Annotated in this window: 17 protein-coding genes; 12 read left to right on the forward strand and 5 right to left on the reverse strand. The window is 46.3% G+C overall.

Annotated elements, in window-relative coordinates:
- The first annotated feature begins 65 nt into the window (after positions 1-65).
- Positions 66-1,391, forward strand: coding sequence for a mechanosensitive ion channel family protein (locus BC792_RS06890; protein WP_148908259.1), 1,326 nt, complete (start codon positions 66-68; stop codon positions 1,389-1,391).
- Between the two features lie 275 nt (positions 1,392-1,666).
- Here the strand turns inward: BC792_RS06890 and BC792_RS06895 are convergent, their stop codons facing one another.
- From BC792_RS06895 to BC792_RS06905, 3 genes are all read right to left on the reverse strand, one after another.
- A complete protein-coding gene (locus BC792_RS06895; protein ID WP_148908260.1) occupies positions 1,667-3,229 on the reverse strand; it encodes a calcineurin-like phosphoesterase C-terminal domain-containing protein in 1,563 nt (520 codons plus the stop codon).
- Positions 3,230-3,562: 333 nt separating this feature from the next.
- The gene (locus BC792_RS06900; protein WP_148908261.1) at positions 3,563-3,979 is read right to left on the reverse strand and encodes a hypothetical protein; all 417 of its coding nucleotides are present in this window, start codon (positions 3,977-3,979) and stop codon (positions 3,563-3,565) included.
- A gap of 174 nt (positions 3,980-4,153) precedes the next feature.
- Positions 4,154-4,756, reverse strand: coding sequence for a C40 family peptidase (locus BC792_RS06905; protein WP_148908262.1), 603 nt, complete (start codon positions 4,754-4,756; stop codon positions 4,154-4,156).
- Between the two features lie 178 nt (positions 4,757-4,934).
- Here BC792_RS06905 and BC792_RS06910 point away from each other — a divergent pair, with 178 nt between their 5' ends.
- The gene (locus BC792_RS06910) at positions 4,935-5,852 is read left to right on the forward strand and encodes an EamA family transporter (RefSeq protein WP_148908263.1); all 918 of its coding nucleotides are present in this window, start codon (positions 4,935-4,937) and stop codon (positions 5,850-5,852) included.
- Between the two features lie 36 nt (positions 5,853-5,888).
- On the opposite strand, the gene mtaB is transcribed toward BC792_RS06910, so the two are convergent.
- Positions 5,889-7,208 carry a tRNA (N(6)-L-threonylcarbamoyladenosine(37)-C(2))-methylthiotransferase MtaB gene (gene mtaB / locus BC792_RS06915; RefSeq protein ID WP_211357489.1) on the reverse strand — a complete coding sequence of 440 codons (1,320 nt, stop codon included), beginning with the start codon at positions 7,206-7,208 and terminating at the stop codon, positions 5,889-5,891.
- Between the two features lie 112 nt (positions 7,209-7,320).
- On the opposite strand from mtaB, the gene BC792_RS06920 reads away from it, so the two are divergent.
- From BC792_RS06920 to BC792_RS06930, 3 genes are all read left to right on the forward strand, one after another.
- A complete protein-coding gene (locus tag BC792_RS06920) occupies positions 7,321-8,142 on the forward strand; it encodes a thymidylate synthase (RefSeq protein WP_148908265.1) in 822 nt (273 codons plus the stop codon).
- Between the two features lie 28 nt (positions 8,143-8,170).
- Positions 8,171-8,668, forward strand: coding sequence for a dihydrofolate reductase (locus BC792_RS06925; RefSeq protein WP_148908266.1), 498 nt, complete (start codon positions 8,171-8,173; stop codon positions 8,666-8,668).
- A gap of 429 nt (positions 8,669-9,097) precedes the next feature.
- The gene (locus BC792_RS06930; RefSeq protein ID WP_148908267.1) at positions 9,098-9,745 is read left to right on the forward strand and encodes a hypothetical protein; all 648 of its coding nucleotides are present in this window, start codon (positions 9,098-9,100) and stop codon (positions 9,743-9,745) included.
- A gap of 249 nt (positions 9,746-9,994) precedes the next feature.
- On the opposite strand, the gene BC792_RS06935 is transcribed toward BC792_RS06930, so the two are convergent.
- Positions 9,995-11,008 (reverse strand): D-alanine--D-alanine ligase, encoded by a 1,014-nt coding sequence (locus tag BC792_RS06935; protein WP_148908268.1) that lies wholly within the window; start codon positions 11,006-11,008, stop codon positions 9,995-9,997.
- Between the two features lie 577 nt (positions 11,009-11,585).
- On the opposite strand from BC792_RS06935, the gene BC792_RS06940 reads away from it, so the two are divergent.
- The 7 genes from BC792_RS06940 to BC792_RS06970 all read left to right on the forward strand — a co-directional run bounded on the left by BC792_RS06940 (position 11,586) and on the right by BC792_RS06970 (position 18,530).
- Complete coding sequence (locus tag BC792_RS06940; protein WP_148908269.1) at positions 11,586-12,341, forward strand: PASTA domain-containing protein; 756 nt, start codon at positions 11,586-11,588, stop codon at positions 12,339-12,341.
- 5 nt (positions 12,342-12,346) lie between these two features.
- On the forward strand, positions 12,347-13,390 hold the full coding sequence (gene mltG, locus BC792_RS06945) for an endolytic transglycosylase MltG (protein ID WP_148908270.1): 1,044 nt from the start codon (positions 12,347-12,349) through the stop codon (positions 13,388-13,390).
- Positions 13,391-13,499: 109 nt separating this feature from the next.
- The gene (locus tag BC792_RS06950) at positions 13,500-13,910 is read left to right on the forward strand and encodes an acyl-CoA thioesterase (RefSeq protein ID WP_148908271.1); all 411 of its coding nucleotides are present in this window, start codon (positions 13,500-13,502) and stop codon (positions 13,908-13,910) included.
- Positions 13,911-14,873 (forward strand): YihY/virulence factor BrkB family protein, encoded by a 963-nt coding sequence (locus BC792_RS06955; RefSeq protein WP_148908272.1) that lies wholly within the window; start codon positions 13,911-13,913, stop codon positions 14,871-14,873.
- 176 nt (positions 14,874-15,049) lie between these two features.
- Entirely contained in the window at positions 15,050-16,984 is a 1,935-nt protein-coding gene (rpsA, locus tag BC792_RS06960; RefSeq protein ID WP_148908273.1) for a 30S ribosomal protein S1, read from the forward strand.
- Positions 16,985-17,131: 147 nt separating this feature from the next.
- Entirely contained in the window at positions 17,132-17,947 is an 816-nt protein-coding gene (locus tag BC792_RS06965; RefSeq protein ID WP_148908274.1) for a metallophosphoesterase family protein, read from the forward strand.
- A gap of 1 nt (position 17,948) precedes the next feature.
- Positions 17,949-18,530 (forward strand): hypothetical protein, encoded by a 582-nt coding sequence (locus BC792_RS06970; RefSeq protein WP_148908275.1) that lies wholly within the window; start codon positions 17,949-17,951, stop codon positions 18,528-18,530.
- The last annotated feature ends 115 nt before the right edge of the window (positions 18,531-18,645 follow it).

The raw sequence follows: 18,645 nt of genomic DNA on the forward strand, positions 1-18,645 counted from the left end.
TTATACTAAGATGACGCCCCCTTTATTGCGCAACAGGTCTAATTTGGCTATGTTTGTCCGTTAATATGGAAAAAGACATTATTAACATCACAACTACCGAAACCAGCCGGCTATATGCGTGGACATTGACAGAAATACAAACGGTTGGCCTCTCTGGCCAGGCCGTCCATTGGGCAACCACTGCTATACTGCTTCTCGTCAGTCTAATAATACTTATTGTTGTCGACTTCTTAATCCGTAAGATCCTGAAAGCCTTGTTTATTAAGCTGATAAAGCGATCCACCACCCTATGGGACGACTTTCTGCTGAACAACAAAGTTTTAGATTATGGCAGCCACCTTGTGCCCTTACTGCTAGCACAGCAGATCTTGCCTGCTGTATTTCAGGGATTTCCATCCTTTACAAATTTTCTGATCAAGTTTCTCGCGGTAGGAATGGTACTCGCCGTCGTAAGATTGTTCAATGGACTGCTAAAGACCGTCCGTGATATCTTAAAAACGTCCAAGGCTTTTATCGACAAGCCGCTGGACAGCTATCTGCAGGTCGCGCAGATCTTCTTATACTTTGTCGGCGGAACTATCCTGTTTTCCGTTGTTACAGGCAACTCGCCCTGGTCCTTCCTGGTTTCACTGGGAGCAGCCTCTGCGATCCTGATGTTGGTATTTAAAGATACCATTCTAGGATTCGTGGCCAGTATACAGGTGTCGGCCAACGACTCCGTCCGTGTTGGCGACTGGATAGAAATGCCTAAGTATGGCGCCGACGGCAATGTGATCCAGATGAATCTGAATAACGTCAGAATCCAGAATTTCGACAAAACCATCGTCACCATCCCCACGCACACGCTTCTGAGCGATTCATTTAAAAATTACCGGGGTATGCAACAGTCCGGCGGCCGCCGGATAAAGCGGGCGATCCATATCAAAATCTCGTCGATCCGTTACCTAACGGAAAAAGAAATCGCCAAATTAAAACGGATACAATTACTGGCCCCCTACATCGAAGAACGGCAACGGGAAATCGACGAATATAACGCGCGTACAAACGCCGACCAGACCGTATTCGTCAATGGCCGCAGAATGACCAACGTCGGACTTTTCCGTGCATACGTAACGCGCTACGCAGAACAGCACCCTGACATACACAAAGGGATGACCCTGATGGTGAGGCATCTGGCACCAAATGAACATGGTCTGCCGCTAGAACTGTATATGTTCACGAATAATACCGACTGGGCCTACTTCGAAAACGTCATGGCAAACATATTCGATCACCTTTTCGCGGCTATAAAATATTTCGACCTGGAGGTATTCGAGCTCCCATCGTCCGATGACCTGCGGCTGTATCTGAAAACAGTGGGACAGGAAAACCTGGAAAATGAGACGGCGTAAATCGGTAGAAGCGCAGCAACCAGCAGAATACTAATACTCCGCTATGGAACAGAACTTCACCGCGCTGCGCGCCATAGATCAAACAGATGTAAACAAAAAAGGTTGCCTGACAGCAACCTTTTTCTTATTTGTGAAAACAAATTTTGTCTCAGCGTATTTCGCAACAGGCCTAAACATTAACCATAACACTATGAACAAAAATTACTCTATGACAAAGGTGAAGTTTTCATATTAATCCAATATTAGCTTGACATTAAAAGAAAACATATTCCAATTTAGGGAGTCACCGTGATTTCTTTCTGTGCCGTATGCTGGCGTCCGAAAATATCCGTGGCCTCCACCTCGATCACATATTTACCTTCTTTGAGGCGCGGAAGTTTCAATTTCCATAAGTGCGTAGACGGCACCGCATCGGATGGCCGGCGACCGGCAAGCAGCTCCGTTGCGCCGTCAAACTTCAGCACCTCGCTCATATACGCCGGATCTCCTTCTTCTACTCTTTCCATCGTTTTCCACTCGGAGTTGTTGATGCGGTAACGAACGGTATTGTCTGTCGCTCCAATGAAAAAGTTTGCGTATACCGGATAACGCCTGACGTACTTTGAAGAAACGATAGATGGTCCGAAAAGGCCGATGGTGTAGCTTTCTTCTTTTCCAACAACTTTATAGTCGAACGTGTACGTGTTGTTATCAATCGTCAATATGGCGTAACCTTTTGGTGTTCCGTCACGCATGGTCGATACCGGCACGCCAGCTTCGTTCAGCACGCCCGAATACCAGTCGCCGGAAGTCGTTCCAACGTTGTACTCGTGGTGTGGCTTCTGCCCTTTCCATCCATGCGCAGCGGTGTAATAATTCTGCTGCTGAAAATGCGTGTGTGCCGACAGCGACAACGTATGCGGATAGTCCGCCAGCAGGTCAAATAGCCGCTGTCTGTCCTCCATCCGGAAAGAAGCGTTGTTTTCCGGATTTAACGGGATGTGGAACGCCAATACAATTAACTTGTCCTTCGGTACGAACCGTAGGTTATTTTCGATGAAGTCCAGTTGCTCTTTTCTGAAGCCTCCCTGATAGCCTTTGCCCGTAGTCGGATGAGGATATAGTACGTCGTCCAAGACCAGAAAGTGCGCATTTCCAACGTTAAACGCATAATTCGCCGGACCGAACATCTTCTCGAATCCCTCGTCGGAAAGCGAGTCGCTCTCGACGTCGTAATTCATATCGTGGTTACCGATTACGTTATACCAAGGCAAACCCATCTGCCCGATTGTCTGTTTATATTCAGGATGCAGGCTGAGGTTGTCTCCTACAAGGTCGCCTAGACTGATCCCGAACAGCGGTCCTTTACGGAGCTTGGCTTCGTCCACAACTCCCTTTTTGAAAAACGATATTTCATCAGGTGTGTAGGCCTGAGGATCGCCAAAGATAAAAGCAGAAAATGTGGATGGCTCATTGACAGCTGTCAGCGGAAAGTCTATAGACTTCGGTAGCTTTCCTGTCGGCGAAGCTCCCGCATATTTCAGTGCTGGCGCGCCTTGAGGCTTATGGATATAGTAAAACTTCGGATGGTTGTCCTGATCTACCGGAACGGAATATCCCGCAGGTTTAATGACAAAGATGATATTGTCGTCCTTGACCGGAAGCGTGTAGCCGCCCTTCTCGTCAGTCTGAACCACCTCCACGCCGTTGCTTACGCTGACGCCCTGCAGCCCGACTTCCTTTTTGTCCCGGATGCCATTACCATTCGCGTCAATAAATACAACGCCTCTCGCCATTTCTTGCGCCAACGTTGTCCCAGAAAGAGCACATGCAATCAGTGCCCAGCAGATTTTTTTCATTCGTATAATTATCTATGAGTGTTTAAATTTCAATTGTATAGATGAGCTTGTTACACTCCGTTTGTTTTTCAATGGTAATGAAGCTTGCATAAATCATCCGTGTCTGCTTTCTATGGCATTCATGAACGTACTATGCTCCGTTACTTATCGCTTTTTATCTGGCGATTATACAGGTCTCTGTGGCCGGCTGGCGGCCACCCACCTGGTTCCGTTGCCGCAAACTTAACCTTAAGAGTTAAAGATAATATAAACTAAATATTAACTTCCTGTTACGATAAAAAAATACCCCCGGTTATAACACCGGGGGTATAGTCAAAACGATTGTGGGAAATCTTATCGGGCATCGGCCACGTTAATGATATCCAGTACTTTTTCTATTGTCGTTTTCGCGGCATCTTTCATTTTCTGGTTGCCGGGATAGTCAGCATCTAACGTTACCTTTTTACCCTTCTCCTTATACTTGTATTCTAAGATGTAACGTGGAACACTGTGTCCCTCCGAAGCGTCTTCTCTAGGCGTTGTCATATCATTATCCACGTTCCAGAATCCCATTTCCATTGCTTTCCGGTGCAGATACAGCAAATCGTCATCGGTCAGCTTCAGCTTCTTTTTCACCACCTCATTGTTTTTATTGAGGTACTGATACTCCTGCGTCGCGGAATTATAGCTATTCAGCATCGAATCGGGCAGACCGTACTGTATCTTCACATATTCGAAATCTGCGAATCTATACGGCGCATTCTTGATCATATTCGAATAGTAGAACACACAATAGATTAAAAAAGATCCAATTATACACAGCCCTAAAAATATCGCTTTAGTCCTCTTTGTCATGGTGATTTAAATATGTGACAAAAATAAACATTCAGGCCGAACTACGACGCCGGCTCCGAAGAGATTTAAACAAATTATGTAATTTAAATGTTAGATTTTGGGCGTTCCACAGCGCACAAAGTATTTGTAGTACCAGCTATCACGGATGTCCGAAATAATGACGCCCCGCCGTGTCGACACATGAACGAATTTATTATTGTGAAGGTAGACGCCCACGTGATCAATGGTTCTTCCTCCAAAGGAGAAAAACACCAGGTCGCCCTCGGTTAAATCTTTCTCGTACAGACGCTTTACCTGTTCGCCCATGTCGCGGGAGCTTCGTGCTAGATTCTTGCCATACACCTCCCGATATAATATCCCCACGAAGCCGGAGCAGTCTATGCCCGATTTTTCCGATCCTCCTAAGCGATGCGGACTTCCCATCCAGCTGTCTATAAAATTATAGAGCGCCCTATTCTTCAGGTCGCGCGCCGACACGCCCAGGATAGCCGCATAGTTATCCAGCTTTGTTCCGTCAAACGTCTTGCCCCGGGCGTCGCTCGCGTCGGTCAGCACCGCGCCCTTAGCTGCCGTTCCTGACGTCGTACGTCCGCCATAAGAGCCCTTCCGCCTCGCTCCGCACGAAGAGAAAACTAAAATGGCTACAAGAAAAGTAAATAATGCAAGACAGAACCTGTTTGACAAATAGATCATACAGCAAACTTAGATAAATTGCCTTTTAAATGCAATACAACCGCGCTGTACAAAAAGCAATTTATCGATCTCTCCCCTGCCATCAAGCGCTTCTTTTTATGGAGGAAAAAGTACTCAGGGACATGCATTCGTGACGAGTTTGCAGGACAATTTTCGTAACTTGCGCGAAATTTTCCACATGGACAAAATTAAAGGAGCGGTAGCTGTTTTCCTCGGTGCCGCAAGTTTTGGAATCCTGTCGACCTTTGTAAAGAAAGCCTATGCGCAGGGATTTGACCTCGGAGAGGTTACAGGCGTACAGGCTCTCTTTGGGATGTTACTTCTCTGGTTGCTCTTATTGGGCATCTTTTTGTTTCATCGGGCATATTTTCGCACCTCCGTGCCTAAAAGTTCCAAGTGGAAAATGTTGTTCAGCGGCATTTCTACAGGAGCCGTTAGCCTCCTCTATTATAAATGTGTTCAATTGGTCCCCGCTTCGCTGGCTATTGTGCTGTTGATGCAATACATATGGATCGGCCAGTTGATCGAGATTATCTTCTTTAAGCAGCGGCCGACGGTGAAACATATCGGGGGTATTGCAGTGATCCTGGGCGCCACGATGCTGGCTACGGGACTATTTGAGCAGGAACTCGCAAAAATCGATCCTATCGGCATCTTATACGGCCTGCTGGCGGCTACCGCATATGCCCTGTTCATCATGGTTAACGGGCGGGTAGGCAACGACTATCCCCCTTTGCAGAAAAGCGCCTTCATGGTCTCCGGCGCCTGTCTGTTCATTTTTATTCTTCTTCAGCCATTCTCTGTTTTTGAACTTGACACGCTGCAGACACTTTGGCCATACGGGCTGCTCCTATCGGTGTTCGGCACGGTCCTACCACCTGTGCTTTTTGCCTATGGGATGCCGAAAACGGGCGTGTCGCTCGGAGGTATTTTGAGCGCGGTGGAACTTCCGGTAGCCGTATGCATGTCGTATGTCGTACTTCAGGAAGATGTTTCGGCTTTACAATTTATCGGGGTGGCATGCATATTGGCCGTTGTGATACTGCTCAACATCGGCAGGAGCGAAAGACCGGCGGCACCACCGACGGAAAGTTAGTTGCGGATGACGTCCTGTAGCTGATGCCATAAACAGCTAGTGCGTCAATAGCTCGGGAAGCTCCTCAACATCAACGTCGCCCTGACTACTGATGGAAGTAAACCTTACATGCACAATTTCATTGACCAATAACGGGTCGTATAATGCACGCACCTTTACATAGTTTTTGGAAAAACCATGCATATACCCGTCCTTGACATCACTTTCAAACAACACTTCGCCAACCTTGCCGAGCTGCTTCTCGTAAAAGGCGCGACGCTTCTTTTCCGACAGGATGTGCAGCATTTTACTGCGGTCGCTACGCTGTGCTCCCGGCACCGCCCCCTCCATTTGCGCCGCTATCGTATTTTCCCGCTCAGAATACGTGAAAACATGCAGGTAGGAGATGTCCATTTCATTTAAAAATTGGTAGGTATCTAAGAAATCTTCTCTGGTTTCCCCGGGGAAGCCCACGATGACGTCGACACCGATACAACAATCGGGCATAAGCGATTTAATCTTCGCTACCCGTTCTGCATACAGCTCCCGCTTGTAGCGACGCCGCATCTTGGCCAGCGTTTTATTGCTTCCGGACTGCAGCGGCATATGAAAATGCGGGACAAACCGTTTCGACTGCGCCACAAACTCGATGATCTCGTTTGCCAATAAGTTAGGTTCTATCGACGAAATACGGATACGGTCTATACCATCGATCTCGTCGAGGGCTTTGACCAGATCCAGAAAGCGGTCCTGCCTTTTACCATCGCGGATACCGAAGTCACCGATGTTTACACCGGTAAGGACGATTTCTTTTACGCCCGACGCCGCGATCTCCTCTGCCTGCCGGACAATATCTTCTATTTTACCCGATCGGCTGGCGCCCCGGGCCAACGGGATCGTGCAAAATGTACACGAATAGTCGCAGCCATCCTGGACCTTCAGGAAGGTTCTCGTGCGGTCTCCGATGGAGTAGGCCGACACGAATTGGTTCGTCTCGTCTATCGGAGCATTATGAACAACAGCCTTCCCACGCTTCGTCAAATCGTTGATATGTTCGATGATGTTAAACTTTTCCGCCGCTCCCAGCACCATGTCTACCCCTGGTATATCCGCGATCTCCTGAGGCTTCAATTGTGCGTAACATCCTACAATCGTTATATAGGCATCCGGAGAGTGCTTCAACGCTTCTTTTACCACCTTACGGCACTTCTTGTCCGCATGATCCGTCACCGAGCATGTATTGATAACATATACATCTGCAGCACTGTTAAAGGCCACGGTATCATACCCGGCATCTTTGAAAATCCGGCCAATCGATGACGTTTCTGAATAATTCAGCTTACATCCCAACGTATAGAAAGCTACTCTTTTGTTCATGATAATGTTGCAAAAATACATAAAAAGTCCCAATATGTCAGTTGTTGAAAAATTGTGATATTGTAATGATCTAAAAAGGCTATCTTCGTACGCACACTTTTGACTTCCCGCTATGAAACAATATTTGGATTTACTACGGCATGTTTATGAAAACGGCGTAGACAAAACAGACCGTACAGGAACAGGAACGCGGAGCGTCTTTGGGTATCAAATGCGATTTAATCTTCAGGAAGGCTTTCCGCTGGTGACAACAAAGAAGCTGCATCTTCGCTCGATTATCCACGAACTTATCTGGTTTTTAAAGGGCGACACCAATATCAAATATCTAAAAGACAACGGTGTCAGCATTTGGGATGAGTGGGCAGACGAACAGGGGAATCTGGGCCCCGTTTACGGGGCACAGTGGCGCTCATGGCCTTCACCGGACGGGCGGCATATCGACCAGATCACCCAGGTAATCGAGCAATTAAAGAAGTCGCCCGACTCGAGACGGATCATCGTGTCTGCCTGGAACGTCGCCGAAATAGAACATATGGCCCTCCCCCCGTGTCACGCCTTCTTCCAATTCTACGTAGCGCCGGCGGAACCAGACAAGGGACGTCCTAAAGCGAGGCTGTCGTGCCAGCTCTACCAGAGAAGCGCCGACATCTTTCTCGGTGTTCCGTTTAATATTGCTTCCTATGCACTTCTGACTATGATGGTCGCACAGGTCTGCGACATGGAAGCCGGCGATTTCGTGCACACGCTCGGCGATGCCCATATTTATAGTAATCATTTTGAACAAACGGAGCTTCAGCTTACACGGGAGCCAAAACCACTGCCGACGATGAAGATCAATCCGGACGTAAAAGATATCTTTGCGTTTAAGTTTGAGGATTTCGAGCTTGAGAATTATCAGTTTCATCCGCACATTAAAGCGCCGGTAGCCGTGTAAAACTACCGCCAAACATAGAAATTCTGATATGAGCACCCTAAAAATAACGATTATTGTTGCAGCCTCGGAAAACAACGCTATAGGCAAAAACAACCAGATGCTATGGCATCTTCCGGACGACTTTAAATACTTTAAGCAGCAGACCATCGGACACTCCGTAATAATGGGCCGTAAAACGTATGAATCGATTGGCAAACCCCTGCCGGAAAGACGAAATATCGTCGTAACCAGAGACCAGGAATGGACCGCCGGGGACGTTGATGTTGCTAACTCGATATCGGAAATTCTGACCTATTGCCGCGACGAGCGGGAGATCTTTATCATAGGTGGAGCTGACATTTACAAACAGACCTTACCCCTCGCTCAGAAAGTTCTTCTGACACGTGTACATACGCAGATCGATGGAGACGCATACTTTCCCGAACTTGCCGCGGATACGTGGAAGCTTGTCGACAAAAAGGAACATCCAAAAGACGAACGGCACGCGTACGACTTCACCTTCGAAGTCTGGGAACGGACAGCCTAGGCCGAAGATCCGGGCTGGCAGTACCTCTCCGGCGTTCCGGTACGAGCGGGAAATACGGCGGATCATCTATTTAGACGTAAGCTTATCATCGGGCGACTGCACGTATTCCTCATCGGATCGCGCCTGATCTACAGAAATGCGCCATAACTCCGGCGAGCAATAGCTTCGCCGATACCAGGTTCAAACGATGCAAGATCATAGGCTTGCCTTAGTAATGTTCTGCAGGATCCGGAAACCTCTCTCGGTGTTTTTATTCCGCTACTACTAAGGATATTCTGACAAGTCGTTGTTACCGCTCCGCAAGATATCGGCAGCGACTAAGATACAATGGAGTTATGGCATGACCTCCGTAGCAATACGGGAAATACACTATCCACTCTACTACCGTTCTTTTCCGGGCGAAATCCTCGTAGCTTCAACAAAATAAATATGATGAAAAAAGCTACATTAATTCTTATGGCCGGCCTGCTATTATTGGCCTTGTTTTCCTGCAGGCAGGACGAACATCAGGAGCCGGAGAAACTAGCCTTTCCTTTTATGAAGGTGGGCAATCAATGGAACTATAGGATGATAACCGAAGCCGGGGAGACGGAGATCAGCTACCGGATTGCAGACAAAACGAAGGAAAACTATTTCAGGGTGCTGCTGAATTTTGTAGGTTCAGAGCTGCCGGCCGTGGATCATTTTTGGTACGCCGATCAACAGACTTTTACGATGGCAACGGATTGGCCGGACAGTAACCTCAGCTTTACCATGTTGGTCAAGGATGCCAAAGTTGGAGACCGTTGGGAATACTTTGTCCCAGCCCCCCTGGACCCTGAGAATGACGATCTTTCAGGAGCTATAACTTACGAAGTAACAGCGGCAAACACCTCCGTATCGGCTATTGGAAGAACGTTTACGGATGTTTATAAAGTGCGGCATACAGCTTCCTCGCATCCGCAATTCTATTCGGACTATTTCATCAGCCTTTCATCGGGCGTCATAAAAATGGAAGGAATGGGATATGTGCGGATCGATGGTGACGAGATTGAATATTTCCCCTTAGCATGGCAATTAAAATCGAAGAACTTTTAATAAAGGGCTTTCTATTAATTTCAGAACGCCGGCCGGACGGATCGCTATGTGGTTAGATTCCGGCCTATTGGATTTAGATAATTAGCAGCCCGCCATCCGGTGATAGGTCAGACAAGGTATCTGTTCCAATCCGTAGCATCTCTACGGATTGGAAAATAAAAAGGTGTCTTAGTCCCACCAACTCCTAGCCCCTCGGCGGGGGTGCCATCGGCAGGTACCTGGGGGAGTATGGACGCTTCCCGTGCTATCTTATTGCGTAGACGAGCTCAACGCGGCCTCAATCAATTCGGCATAGAAGTCGCTTTCCTTCATGCCAAAAGCGCGCACCTGCTGGGGGATAAAGCTCTGCGGCGTCTGTCCCGGAATGGTGTTGATCTCGATAAAATAAAACCGATCCGTTTCTGCTTCCAGGAAGAAGTCGACGCGGACCATGCCACGACAATTCAATCGGATATAGATCTCCCGGATAATCCGCGAGGCGCGGTCCTTTTGTTCGTCGGTTAGATCTGCCGGTGTTATTTCTTCCGTTAGCCCCGGAATGTACTTCGCCTCAAAATCGAAAAATTCTCTTGTCGTCCGCACTTCTGTCGCGGGTAACACAACAAGTTCACCGGCGCTATCGCGGAAGATGCCCTGCGAAAACTCACGGCCCGTTACAAACTCTTCGACGAGCACCTGCCTTCCGGTATTGGCAGCGTCGAAGGCTTTGTCCAACGCTTCCTGCAACGCGGCGTCTTCCTTCACTTTCGACATGCCAATGCTGCTTCCACCGGCGTTAGGCTTAACGAAATATGGAAGCGAGAGTCGCTCTGTGATCAAAGAAACAGCGTCGCGCCGGTGGCTCTCAAATAAAAGGACGGAGTTAGCAACGTGCAGGTCCGGAATATCGGCCAAAATAGATTTGGTGTAACCTTTGTTCATCGTTAAAGCAGATGTCAGCGCCCCACAGGAAGTATAGGGTAAACCAATCATATCAAAATAGCCCTGTAGTCTGCCGTCTTCCCCCGGCGTGCCGTGCAGGATAATAAACGCAACATCAAACTTGACCACATGACCGTCAATCGTTAACGAGAAGTCCTCCCGGTTAATAGGTATCTTGATGCCCTGTTCGCTAACATGGAACCAGGAATCTAATGCGATCGTTACCGGATATACGTCATATTTGGCCTTATCCAGCTGCGAATAGACGAAGTCCGAACTTTTAAAGGAAATTTCCGCTTCGCCGGTATAACCTCCTGTGACTAATGCTACTTTGGTTTTCATATGTAAATATTTATCATCTCTGCATCCGTTGTTCTCACGATGCTTCATCTTTGTCGTTTACCGTGCACGTCGAACATCCATGCTGTTGTCGTTGTACTGTGTTACATGGATATTTCGTATGCATATTTATCTTTTTTAAGTATGGAATACACGTGTGCGTTGTATCTATTTTTGATTGCTTCGTGCGTTCATTTCATTCGGTCTAGGAAACATGCATATTCATATGTAAATTAATTTGTGTCCCCGACTGCGGCGGCTGTCCGTCTTGTCCGGCATCAGCAGGCATACACAGCTGGTTCGGGAAACACCTATTCATAAATAATGTTAAGGTCAGCAAATATAATTTGCGTTCCACGGAAAAACGAATAATTTTGCCTATTATATCAAACTTACATAAATTCACTTCGGCGTGCAATAGGATGTCGCGTGAAAATGAATGTTGTAGGTGCTTGCAGGTAGCCCGTAAGGTCGGTTCACCGTCGCAATCAAGGTATCTTTTTGCGGAGGAAAAAATAACAATTTAGTGTAGTGTTGGCCAAAAGTGGCTTCAATATTGCTTTTTAATCTCAAAAAATACATGTCAAAACTGTTATTGTATCTGAGGACAGATACTTTTAGAAAAAACTTAATCGCGGCCTTAATTGTCGTCGCTGTATTATTTTTAGGTATCTATTTCGGTCTCAAGGTGTATACGAAACATGGTGTAGCAATTGAAGTTCCGCAGGTGAAAGGAATGCACATCAGCCAAGCTATCGAAGTTCTGGAAAATGCTGACTTGGAGTACTTCGTCGACTCCATATACCAGATGGACGTGCAGCCCGGCTTGGTGATTGAACAGGATCCAGACCCCAAGTCCTCCGTAAAAACCGGGCGGACAATATATCTGACCATCATCACACAGGTCCCTCCGGAGGTAGCCTTTCCAAATATAATCGATAAGACGCTTATTGAGGCATCGGCAATTTTGCGCAATCAATCGCTGAAGGTGGGCGACACGGTATATATTGCAGATATCGCCCGCGACGTGGTGCTGGATGTCAAGTTTGCGGGGCAGCCCCTAAAGGCGGGACGCATGGTGCCAAAAGGATCTAAGATTACCTTGGTCTTGGGCAACGGCAAAGGAGCGAACGAAGTTGAGATGCCTAATTTAATCGGCTTATCACTAGACGAAGCCAGATTTGCCCTGAGCGGCGTTGGCCTAAACTTAGGAAATGTCACTTACACAAGTTCCGTTCTGGACTCGTTGGCGGCCAAGGTTGTAAGCCAACAGCCTGATACTACGGCCGGCATTGTCAGTATTGGCACTGCGGTCGACTTAACATTATCCAACTAGATTTTATGACAAATACGAAAAGAGCTTTCCCAAAAGCACTTAAAATCGTCCTTATCCTGGTGCTTATCGCCGGGGCTGCGGTAGCATGGATAGGCTACCAGACTTTTTTGGCTCCCAGCGTAACGGAGGAACAGGAATACTTGTATGTGAACACCGGCGACCGCTATGAAGATGTTCTGGCGAAAATCAAGAGCCAGAAAATTGTGAAAAACGTGCGCTTTTTTGACTACGCTGCCCAAGCTATGGACTACCCCACGCTTGTGAAGCCGGGGAGGTACAAACTGACGTCAGGTATGTCCAACCGCCGTTTAATAGGCAATTTACGGGGAGGCTACCAAGAACCCGTGAAATTCCGGTTTGAAAACATCCGGCTGAAAGAAAATTTCGCAGCACTATTAGGAGAGAACTTTGAAGCCGATTCCACAGCGTTTGTAGAGATCCTTAACAACGGGGAAGTAGCCGAACACTATGGCTTTACAAAAGAAAACTTCTTTACGATGTTCATCCCGAATACCTACGAAATTTACTGGAATACGGCGCCGGACAAAATCGTGGCCCGCTTTCATGATGAATACAACAAGTTCTGGTCGACGGGCCGTCGCGAAAAAGCGTCAAACCTGCAGCTATCGCCGCAGGAAGTCAGCATATTGGCTTCCATCGTTAAGGGAGAAGCCTTGCATAAGGATGAAATGCCGCTCATAGCAGGCTTGTATCTCAACCGTCTAAAAAAGGGTATGCTGTTGCAGGCCGATCCTACGGTAATTTTTGCAAATAACGACTTCACCATCCGCCGGGTACTTAACCGTCACCTGACAATTGACAACCCTTATAACACTTATCGTTATAAAGGGCTGCCGCCCGGCCCGATTATGCTGCCCAGTATCGCCTCCATCGACGCCGTTCTCGACCATACAGAACACGACTTCATCTATATGTGTGCGAAGGACGACTTCTCCGGTTATCATAATTTTGCGAAAACCCAGGCAGAACATCTTATAAATGCGAGAAAATTTCAGCGCGCGCTCGACGCCCGGAATATCAAAAGATAAACCTGGACGGCGCCACAGGGGACAAAAGGCGCTGAACAAGCCGGCTCAGCGCTTCAACCACTCCCCTCGCCGCTCTTTAAACGTTTAACAACTACTTTCAACCCTCACCATGTTTGCACACGAAACTACATTAAGAATACGATATGCGGAGACTGATCAGATGGGTTACGTGTATTACGGTAACTATGCCGCATTTTACGAAGTCGCCAGAACGGAAATGCTTCGCAGTACAGGTATCTCCTACAAAGAATTAGAAGAAATCGGCGTCATGCTGCCTGTTACCGATCTCACCTGTAAATATTATCAGCCCGCCCGGTACGACGACCTCATCACCATTAAAACATATATCCGGGAGAAGCCGACAGTACGCATAAAGTTTGAGTACGAGATTTACAATGAGGACGGACTGTTGCTCAATACAGGGTATACGCAGCTCGTATTCGTCGACATGGAAAAGAACAGGCCCTGCCGTGCGCCCCAGATTTTTCAGGAAAGGATGGAACGCTATTTTGGCACATAAATGCAAAAGATACATCATTCACTTCTGCGTCTGAAACTGTATGACGGATTTATTGAGTGGACCAAGACAGCCGTTATCCCCGGCTTCGGATCACTTCCGCTCTATACGGTTCTCACGTTCTTTTTTCAGGAGATTGCGCGGGAATCCATTCTAAATAAGGCATCTTCGCTCGCATACAACTTTATGCTGGCCATTTTCCCCGGCATCCTCTTCCTGTTTACGTTAATCCCTTATATTCCGGTAGATAGCTTTCAGGAAAAGCTTCTGGAGATCATCGAAGTGGCACTCCCGCATAACGCCTACGAATTTCTGCAGACCACGTTGGTCGACATTGTTAAAAACCAAAACTCCGGATTGCTTTCCATCGGTTTCTTATTGGCCACCTTCTTCGCAACAAATGGCATGACAACACTCATGATGGCTTTCAACAAAGCGTCCCTATCAAAAGAGAAAAGGTCTTGGGCAAAAAGGCGGGCTGTGGCCATCGTGCTAACGGTGGCGATTGTTCTGGCGCTGGCCGTAGGTATCGGTATCTTTACAGGTACCGGATTTATCATCAACTACCTCAAAAAACAGATAGAATATGACCTGTCGTGGTTTTGGAGGTTTGTGCTTACACTTTCACGCTGGATCGTACTGTTCGGCATCTATTTTATTACGGTCAGCATTCTCTACAAGTTTGGTCCCAGCGACTCAAGAAAGTGGAAGTTTTTAAACGCGGGAGCTAGCCTGGCTACGATCCTCGCCATCCTTACGTTTTCGGGGTTTACATTTTACATTGACCATTTCGGCGCCTATAACAAGTTATATGGTTCTATCGGAACACTGATTGTTGTTATGATCTGGATGTATCTAAACTCGCTGATCCTTTTAATCGGCTTCGAACTGAACGCCGCCATTGCCCTGTCCAAACAAAGTATTAAAATTGTAAAACCCAAGGTATACAACTCGTTCAAAAAGTAGAAGGACGGCTATGTGTCTGCGGTTCCGGCGGCTTTTTTTACAAATTCCTACAGTGCATCACGCTCTGGATCAGCGGATACTTTTCTAAAAGTTTTTTTAACTTAATCTCTTGTATATAAAAGTTTTTCGTATTTTTGCAGTCCCTACAATGTAGGGAAAAGGAGAAAAATTAATTAATGGCAAAAAAACAAGAAGCAGAAAAAGAGTTAGCGGCGAAAAACGCAGAGCTACAGGGTGTTGACACTAAAGTAGTGAAAGACACTGAAAAAATCGAGTCTGAAGCAGATTCAAAATTAATCGACGAAATCAAGTCTAACACCTGGAGTACACCTGAAGGTGACTTCGATTGGGAGCTTGATGAAAAAGCTTTTGGTAACTACAGCGACGCTGAGCGCACCAAATTAGAAGAGCAATACGCAGGAACATTCAATCAGATCAACCAAGGTGAGATTATTGAAGGTACTGTCGTATCGATCAACAACAAAGATGTTGTTTTGAACGTAGGCTTCAAATCAGACGGTCTTGTAGCATTATCTGAGTTCCGCGACTTACCTGACTTGAAAGTTGGTGATAAAGTAGACGTATTTGTAGAATCGCAAGAGGATGCAAATGGTCAGTTAGTTTTATCACGTAAACGCGCTAAAACTCAAAAATCATGGGAAGCGATCAACGAAGCTTTGGAAAACGATGCGATCATCGACGGTTTCGTTAAGTCTCGTACAAAAGGAGGTTTGATTGTCGACATCAGAGGTGTAGAAGCCTTCTTACCTGGTTCCCAGATCGATATTAAGCCTATTCGTGATTATGATATATACGTGGGCAAAACGATGGAATTCAAAGTGGTTAAAATCAACCACGAGTTCAAAAACGTTGTGGTTTCTCACAAGGTATTGATTGAAGACGATTTAGAAAACCAAAAATCCGAGATCGTTGCTAAACTAGAAAAAGGTCAGGTATTAGAAGGTACCGTTAAAAACATCACTGATTTCGGTGTGTTCATCGACTTAGGTGGCGTAGACGGATTACTTCACATTACCGACATTTCCTGGGGCCGTATCGAGCACCCGAAAGAGGTGTTGTCATTAGACCAAACAATCAACGTTGTTGTATTAGACTTCGACGATGAGAAAAAACGTATCGCATTAGGTCTAAAACAATTGTCAGAGCATCCTTGGGAGTCGTTAGACAAAGAACTAGCTGTTGGTTCTAAAGTAAAAGGTAAAATCGTTACAGTAGCTGACTACGGTGCATTCCTTGAAATTATCCCTGGCGTAGAAGGATTAATCCACGTGTCTGAAATGTCTTGGTCTCAAAACCTACGTTCACCACAGGAATTCTTGAAAGTAGGTGATGAAATCGAAGCGGAAATCCTAACGTTAGACCGCGACGATCGTAAGATGAGCTTAGGTATTAAGCAATTGACACCGGATCCTTGGAAGAACATCACAGAGCGTTACCCTGTTGGATCTAAACAATCTGCTGTCGTGAAAAACATGACAAACTTCGGTGTATTCGTAGAATTAGAAGACGGAATCGACGGTTTGATCCACATCTCTGATCTCTCTTGGTCTAAGAAAATCAACCACCCTAACGAATTTACCAAAGTTGGTGAGCGGTTAGATGTTGTTGTTCTTGAACTTGACGAAGAAAACCGCAAGCTTTCTTTAGGCCACAAACAGCTGGAAGAAAACCCTTGGGATACTTTCGAAACAATTTTCACAGAAGGATCTATCCACGAAGGTACAGTGATCAAAGTGGGAGATAAAGGAGATATCGTTGCTTTACAATACGGTGTTGAAGGATTCTGTCCGAACAAACACTCTGTCAAAGAAGACGGTACAGCCTTGAAAGTTGACGAAGTTGCTGAGTTTAAAATCATCGAATTCAACAAAGAAAACAAACGCTTAGTAATCTCTCATTCCCGTATTTGGGAAGACCAGAAAGCTGAAGCACGTATTGAAGAATTCAATGCTCGTAAAAAAGAAGCAAAAGCAGCTAATTCAGCAGTGAAAAAAGTAAAAGACTCTGTAGAAAAATCTACTTTAGGAGATCTAGACGTTCTAGCTCAATTGAAAGAGCAAATGGAAGGCGACGAAAAGAAGTCTAAATAATTAAGGACCTCTTCTAAATACTTTTGAATCCCCGGCCGTGGCCGGGGATTTTTTATTGACGGAAAACTGACTTTCTGATCAAAAAAGTAAACACTTAAATGGCTAACATTGTAGCTTCATAGTTGTGTTTACACGTTACTGGATCTTATGGCTACTCTTCGATATGTTTCTTTTCTTATCCTACTGATATTTTCCCTGTTGTTCGGATCATGCAAACGCAACTTCCAATACGCCGTATTGGAAGTAAAACCTCTCGCAACAGATCTGAATAATAAAGCGATTGCGCATATCAATAAGCTGACCCCCAAAGATACTTTTTCCTTCCTCGTGATATCCGACACACAAATAGCCTACGATGAACTGGAAGCTTTTGTCAAACATGCAAACTCGGAACACCAAGACAGCATCGCCTTTGTCCTTCATGGCGGCGATTTTACCGATTACGGTGCAAATTTTGAATATAATCTGTATTATGACGACATCCGGAAGCTAAAGTTTCCAGTCGTAGGTACAATTGGCAACCACGACATGCTCGGTAACGGAAGGGAAATCTTCCGCCGCTACTTCGGGCCGGAGGATTTCACGTTTGCATTTGGTAATACAGCGTTTATCGTTTTCAATTCTAACTCGCGGGAAGTCGCTTTCGACGGCACGGTTCCAAACATAGACTGGCTGAAGCAATGCAGCGAGCTTGCCGGTCAAAAGAAAAATGTGATCTACTTATCTCACATTGCTCCGATTTCATTTGATTTCGACCAGCGCAAAACGAAAGAGCTGACAGCGCTGCTTGCCGCAACACCCAATACCCGTCTGTCCATCCATGGTCACTCCCATTCCTTCGAATATACAGAACTATTTGAAGACGGCGTCCCTTACCTGGTCGCGCCGACCCTATTAAAACGCTCTTATGTAAAAGTAACTGTTGCCGACACAGCCATAATCGTTAAAGAACTCTTTTATTAGTATGCGACTGTGTTTTGCCGTTTTCCTTACACTCTTCTATACGGCCGGTACCGCACAGCAGCCGTCCCTATGGAAGACCGTCATGCAGAAGGCCACTCCCCATACGGTGAAGCTGCAATACGCCGGAAACATCGGGATGTTTGCAGCAGGTATCGGCTATAGCACGTCTCCCCAGAAGTGGAAAGCAGACTTATTTTACGGTGTAGTGCCTGCCCGTTATGCCGTTGATCCGATACAATCCCTTACAATAAAAGGAAAATTCGCTCCCCTCCACCGTAGGTATAACGATGACGTTGAAATAAACTGGTTTAACACGGGCTTACTGTTCAACTACTCGTTTGGCGACGAATACTTCCTGGGATTACCCGCTTACTACGACAAAGGGTACTACTATTTTTCCACGGCACTAAATATAGGGCTGTTTATAGGCAGCGAGATCCGGTACAAAAAATGGGGATTCTATTACGAACTGGGGACAACCGAAAAACGGGTAATCAACTACGTGAAGAATACCCGGTCCATTAACTTAAACGAATTGTGGAACATCGGGCTTGGCGCCGTATTCCATATCAAACCTAGATAAAAATACCTCGCATTCCGAATCCCATCATATAAAAACTGCCATGAGTAGTCTTTTCATCTGGCGGTAAATTGCGTAAGCATACAAAAGGTGTTTCTTCGTGCCCCGTTTACTCCCG

The organism is Sphingobacterium allocomposti (assembly GCF_008124885.1).
In the GTDB taxonomy this organism is placed as follows: domain Bacteria; phylum Bacteroidota; class Bacteroidia; order Sphingobacteriales; family Sphingobacteriaceae; genus Sphingobacterium; species Sphingobacterium allocomposti.

Excerpts from the sequence above, each read along its gene's own strand:
- BC792_RS06890 (WP_148908259.1), top strand. The coding sequence starts at position 66 with ATGGAAAAAGACATTATTAACATCACAACTACCGAAACCAGCCGGCTA.
- BC792_RS06895 (WP_148908260.1), bottom strand. The coding sequence starts at position 3,229 with ATGAAAAAAATCTGCTGGGCACTGATTGCATGTGCTCTTTCTGGGACA.
- BC792_RS06900 (WP_148908261.1), bottom strand. The coding sequence starts at position 3,979 with ATGATCAAGAATGCGCCGTATAGATTCGCAGATTTCGAATATGTGAAG.
- BC792_RS06905 (WP_148908262.1), bottom strand. The coding sequence starts at position 4,756 with ATGATCTATTTGTCAAACAGGTTCTGTCTTGCATTATTTACTTTTCTT.
- BC792_RS06910 (WP_148908263.1), top strand. The coding sequence starts at position 4,935 with ATGGACAAAATTAAAGGAGCGGTAGCTGTTTTCCTCGGTGCCGCAAGT.
- mtaB (WP_211357489.1), bottom strand. The coding sequence starts at position 7,208 with ATGAACAAAAGAGTAGCTTTCTATACGTTGGGATGTAAGCTGAATTAT.
- BC792_RS06920 (WP_148908265.1), top strand. The coding sequence starts at position 7,321 with ATGAAACAATATTTGGATTTACTACGGCATGTTTATGAAAACGGCGTA.
- BC792_RS06925 (WP_148908266.1), top strand. The coding sequence starts at position 8,171 with ATGAGCACCCTAAAAATAACGATTATTGTTGCAGCCTCGGAAAACAAC.
- BC792_RS06930 (WP_148908267.1), top strand. The coding sequence starts at position 9,098 with ATGATGAAAAAAGCTACATTAATTCTTATGGCCGGCCTGCTATTATTG.
- BC792_RS06935 (WP_148908268.1), bottom strand. The coding sequence starts at position 11,008 with ATGAAAACCAAAGTAGCATTAGTCACAGGAGGTTATACCGGCGAAGCG.
- BC792_RS06940 (WP_148908269.1), top strand. The coding sequence starts at position 11,586 with ATGTCAAAACTGTTATTGTATCTGAGGACAGATACTTTTAGAAAAAAC.
- mltG (WP_148908270.1), top strand. The coding sequence starts at position 12,347 with ATGACAAATACGAAAAGAGCTTTCCCAAAAGCACTTAAAATCGTCCTT.
- BC792_RS06950 (WP_148908271.1), top strand. The coding sequence starts at position 13,500 with ATGTTTGCACACGAAACTACATTAAGAATACGATATGCGGAGACTGAT.
- BC792_RS06955 (WP_148908272.1), top strand. The coding sequence starts at position 13,911 with ATGCAAAAGATACATCATTCACTTCTGCGTCTGAAACTGTATGACGGA.
- rpsA (WP_148908273.1), top strand. The coding sequence starts at position 15,050 with ATGGCAAAAAAACAAGAAGCAGAAAAAGAGTTAGCGGCGAAAAACGCA.
- BC792_RS06965 (WP_148908274.1), top strand. The coding sequence starts at position 17,132 with ATGGCTACTCTTCGATATGTTTCTTTTCTTATCCTACTGATATTTTCC.
- BC792_RS06970 (WP_148908275.1), top strand. The coding sequence starts at position 17,949 with ATGCGACTGTGTTTTGCCGTTTTCCTTACACTCTTCTATACGGCCGGT.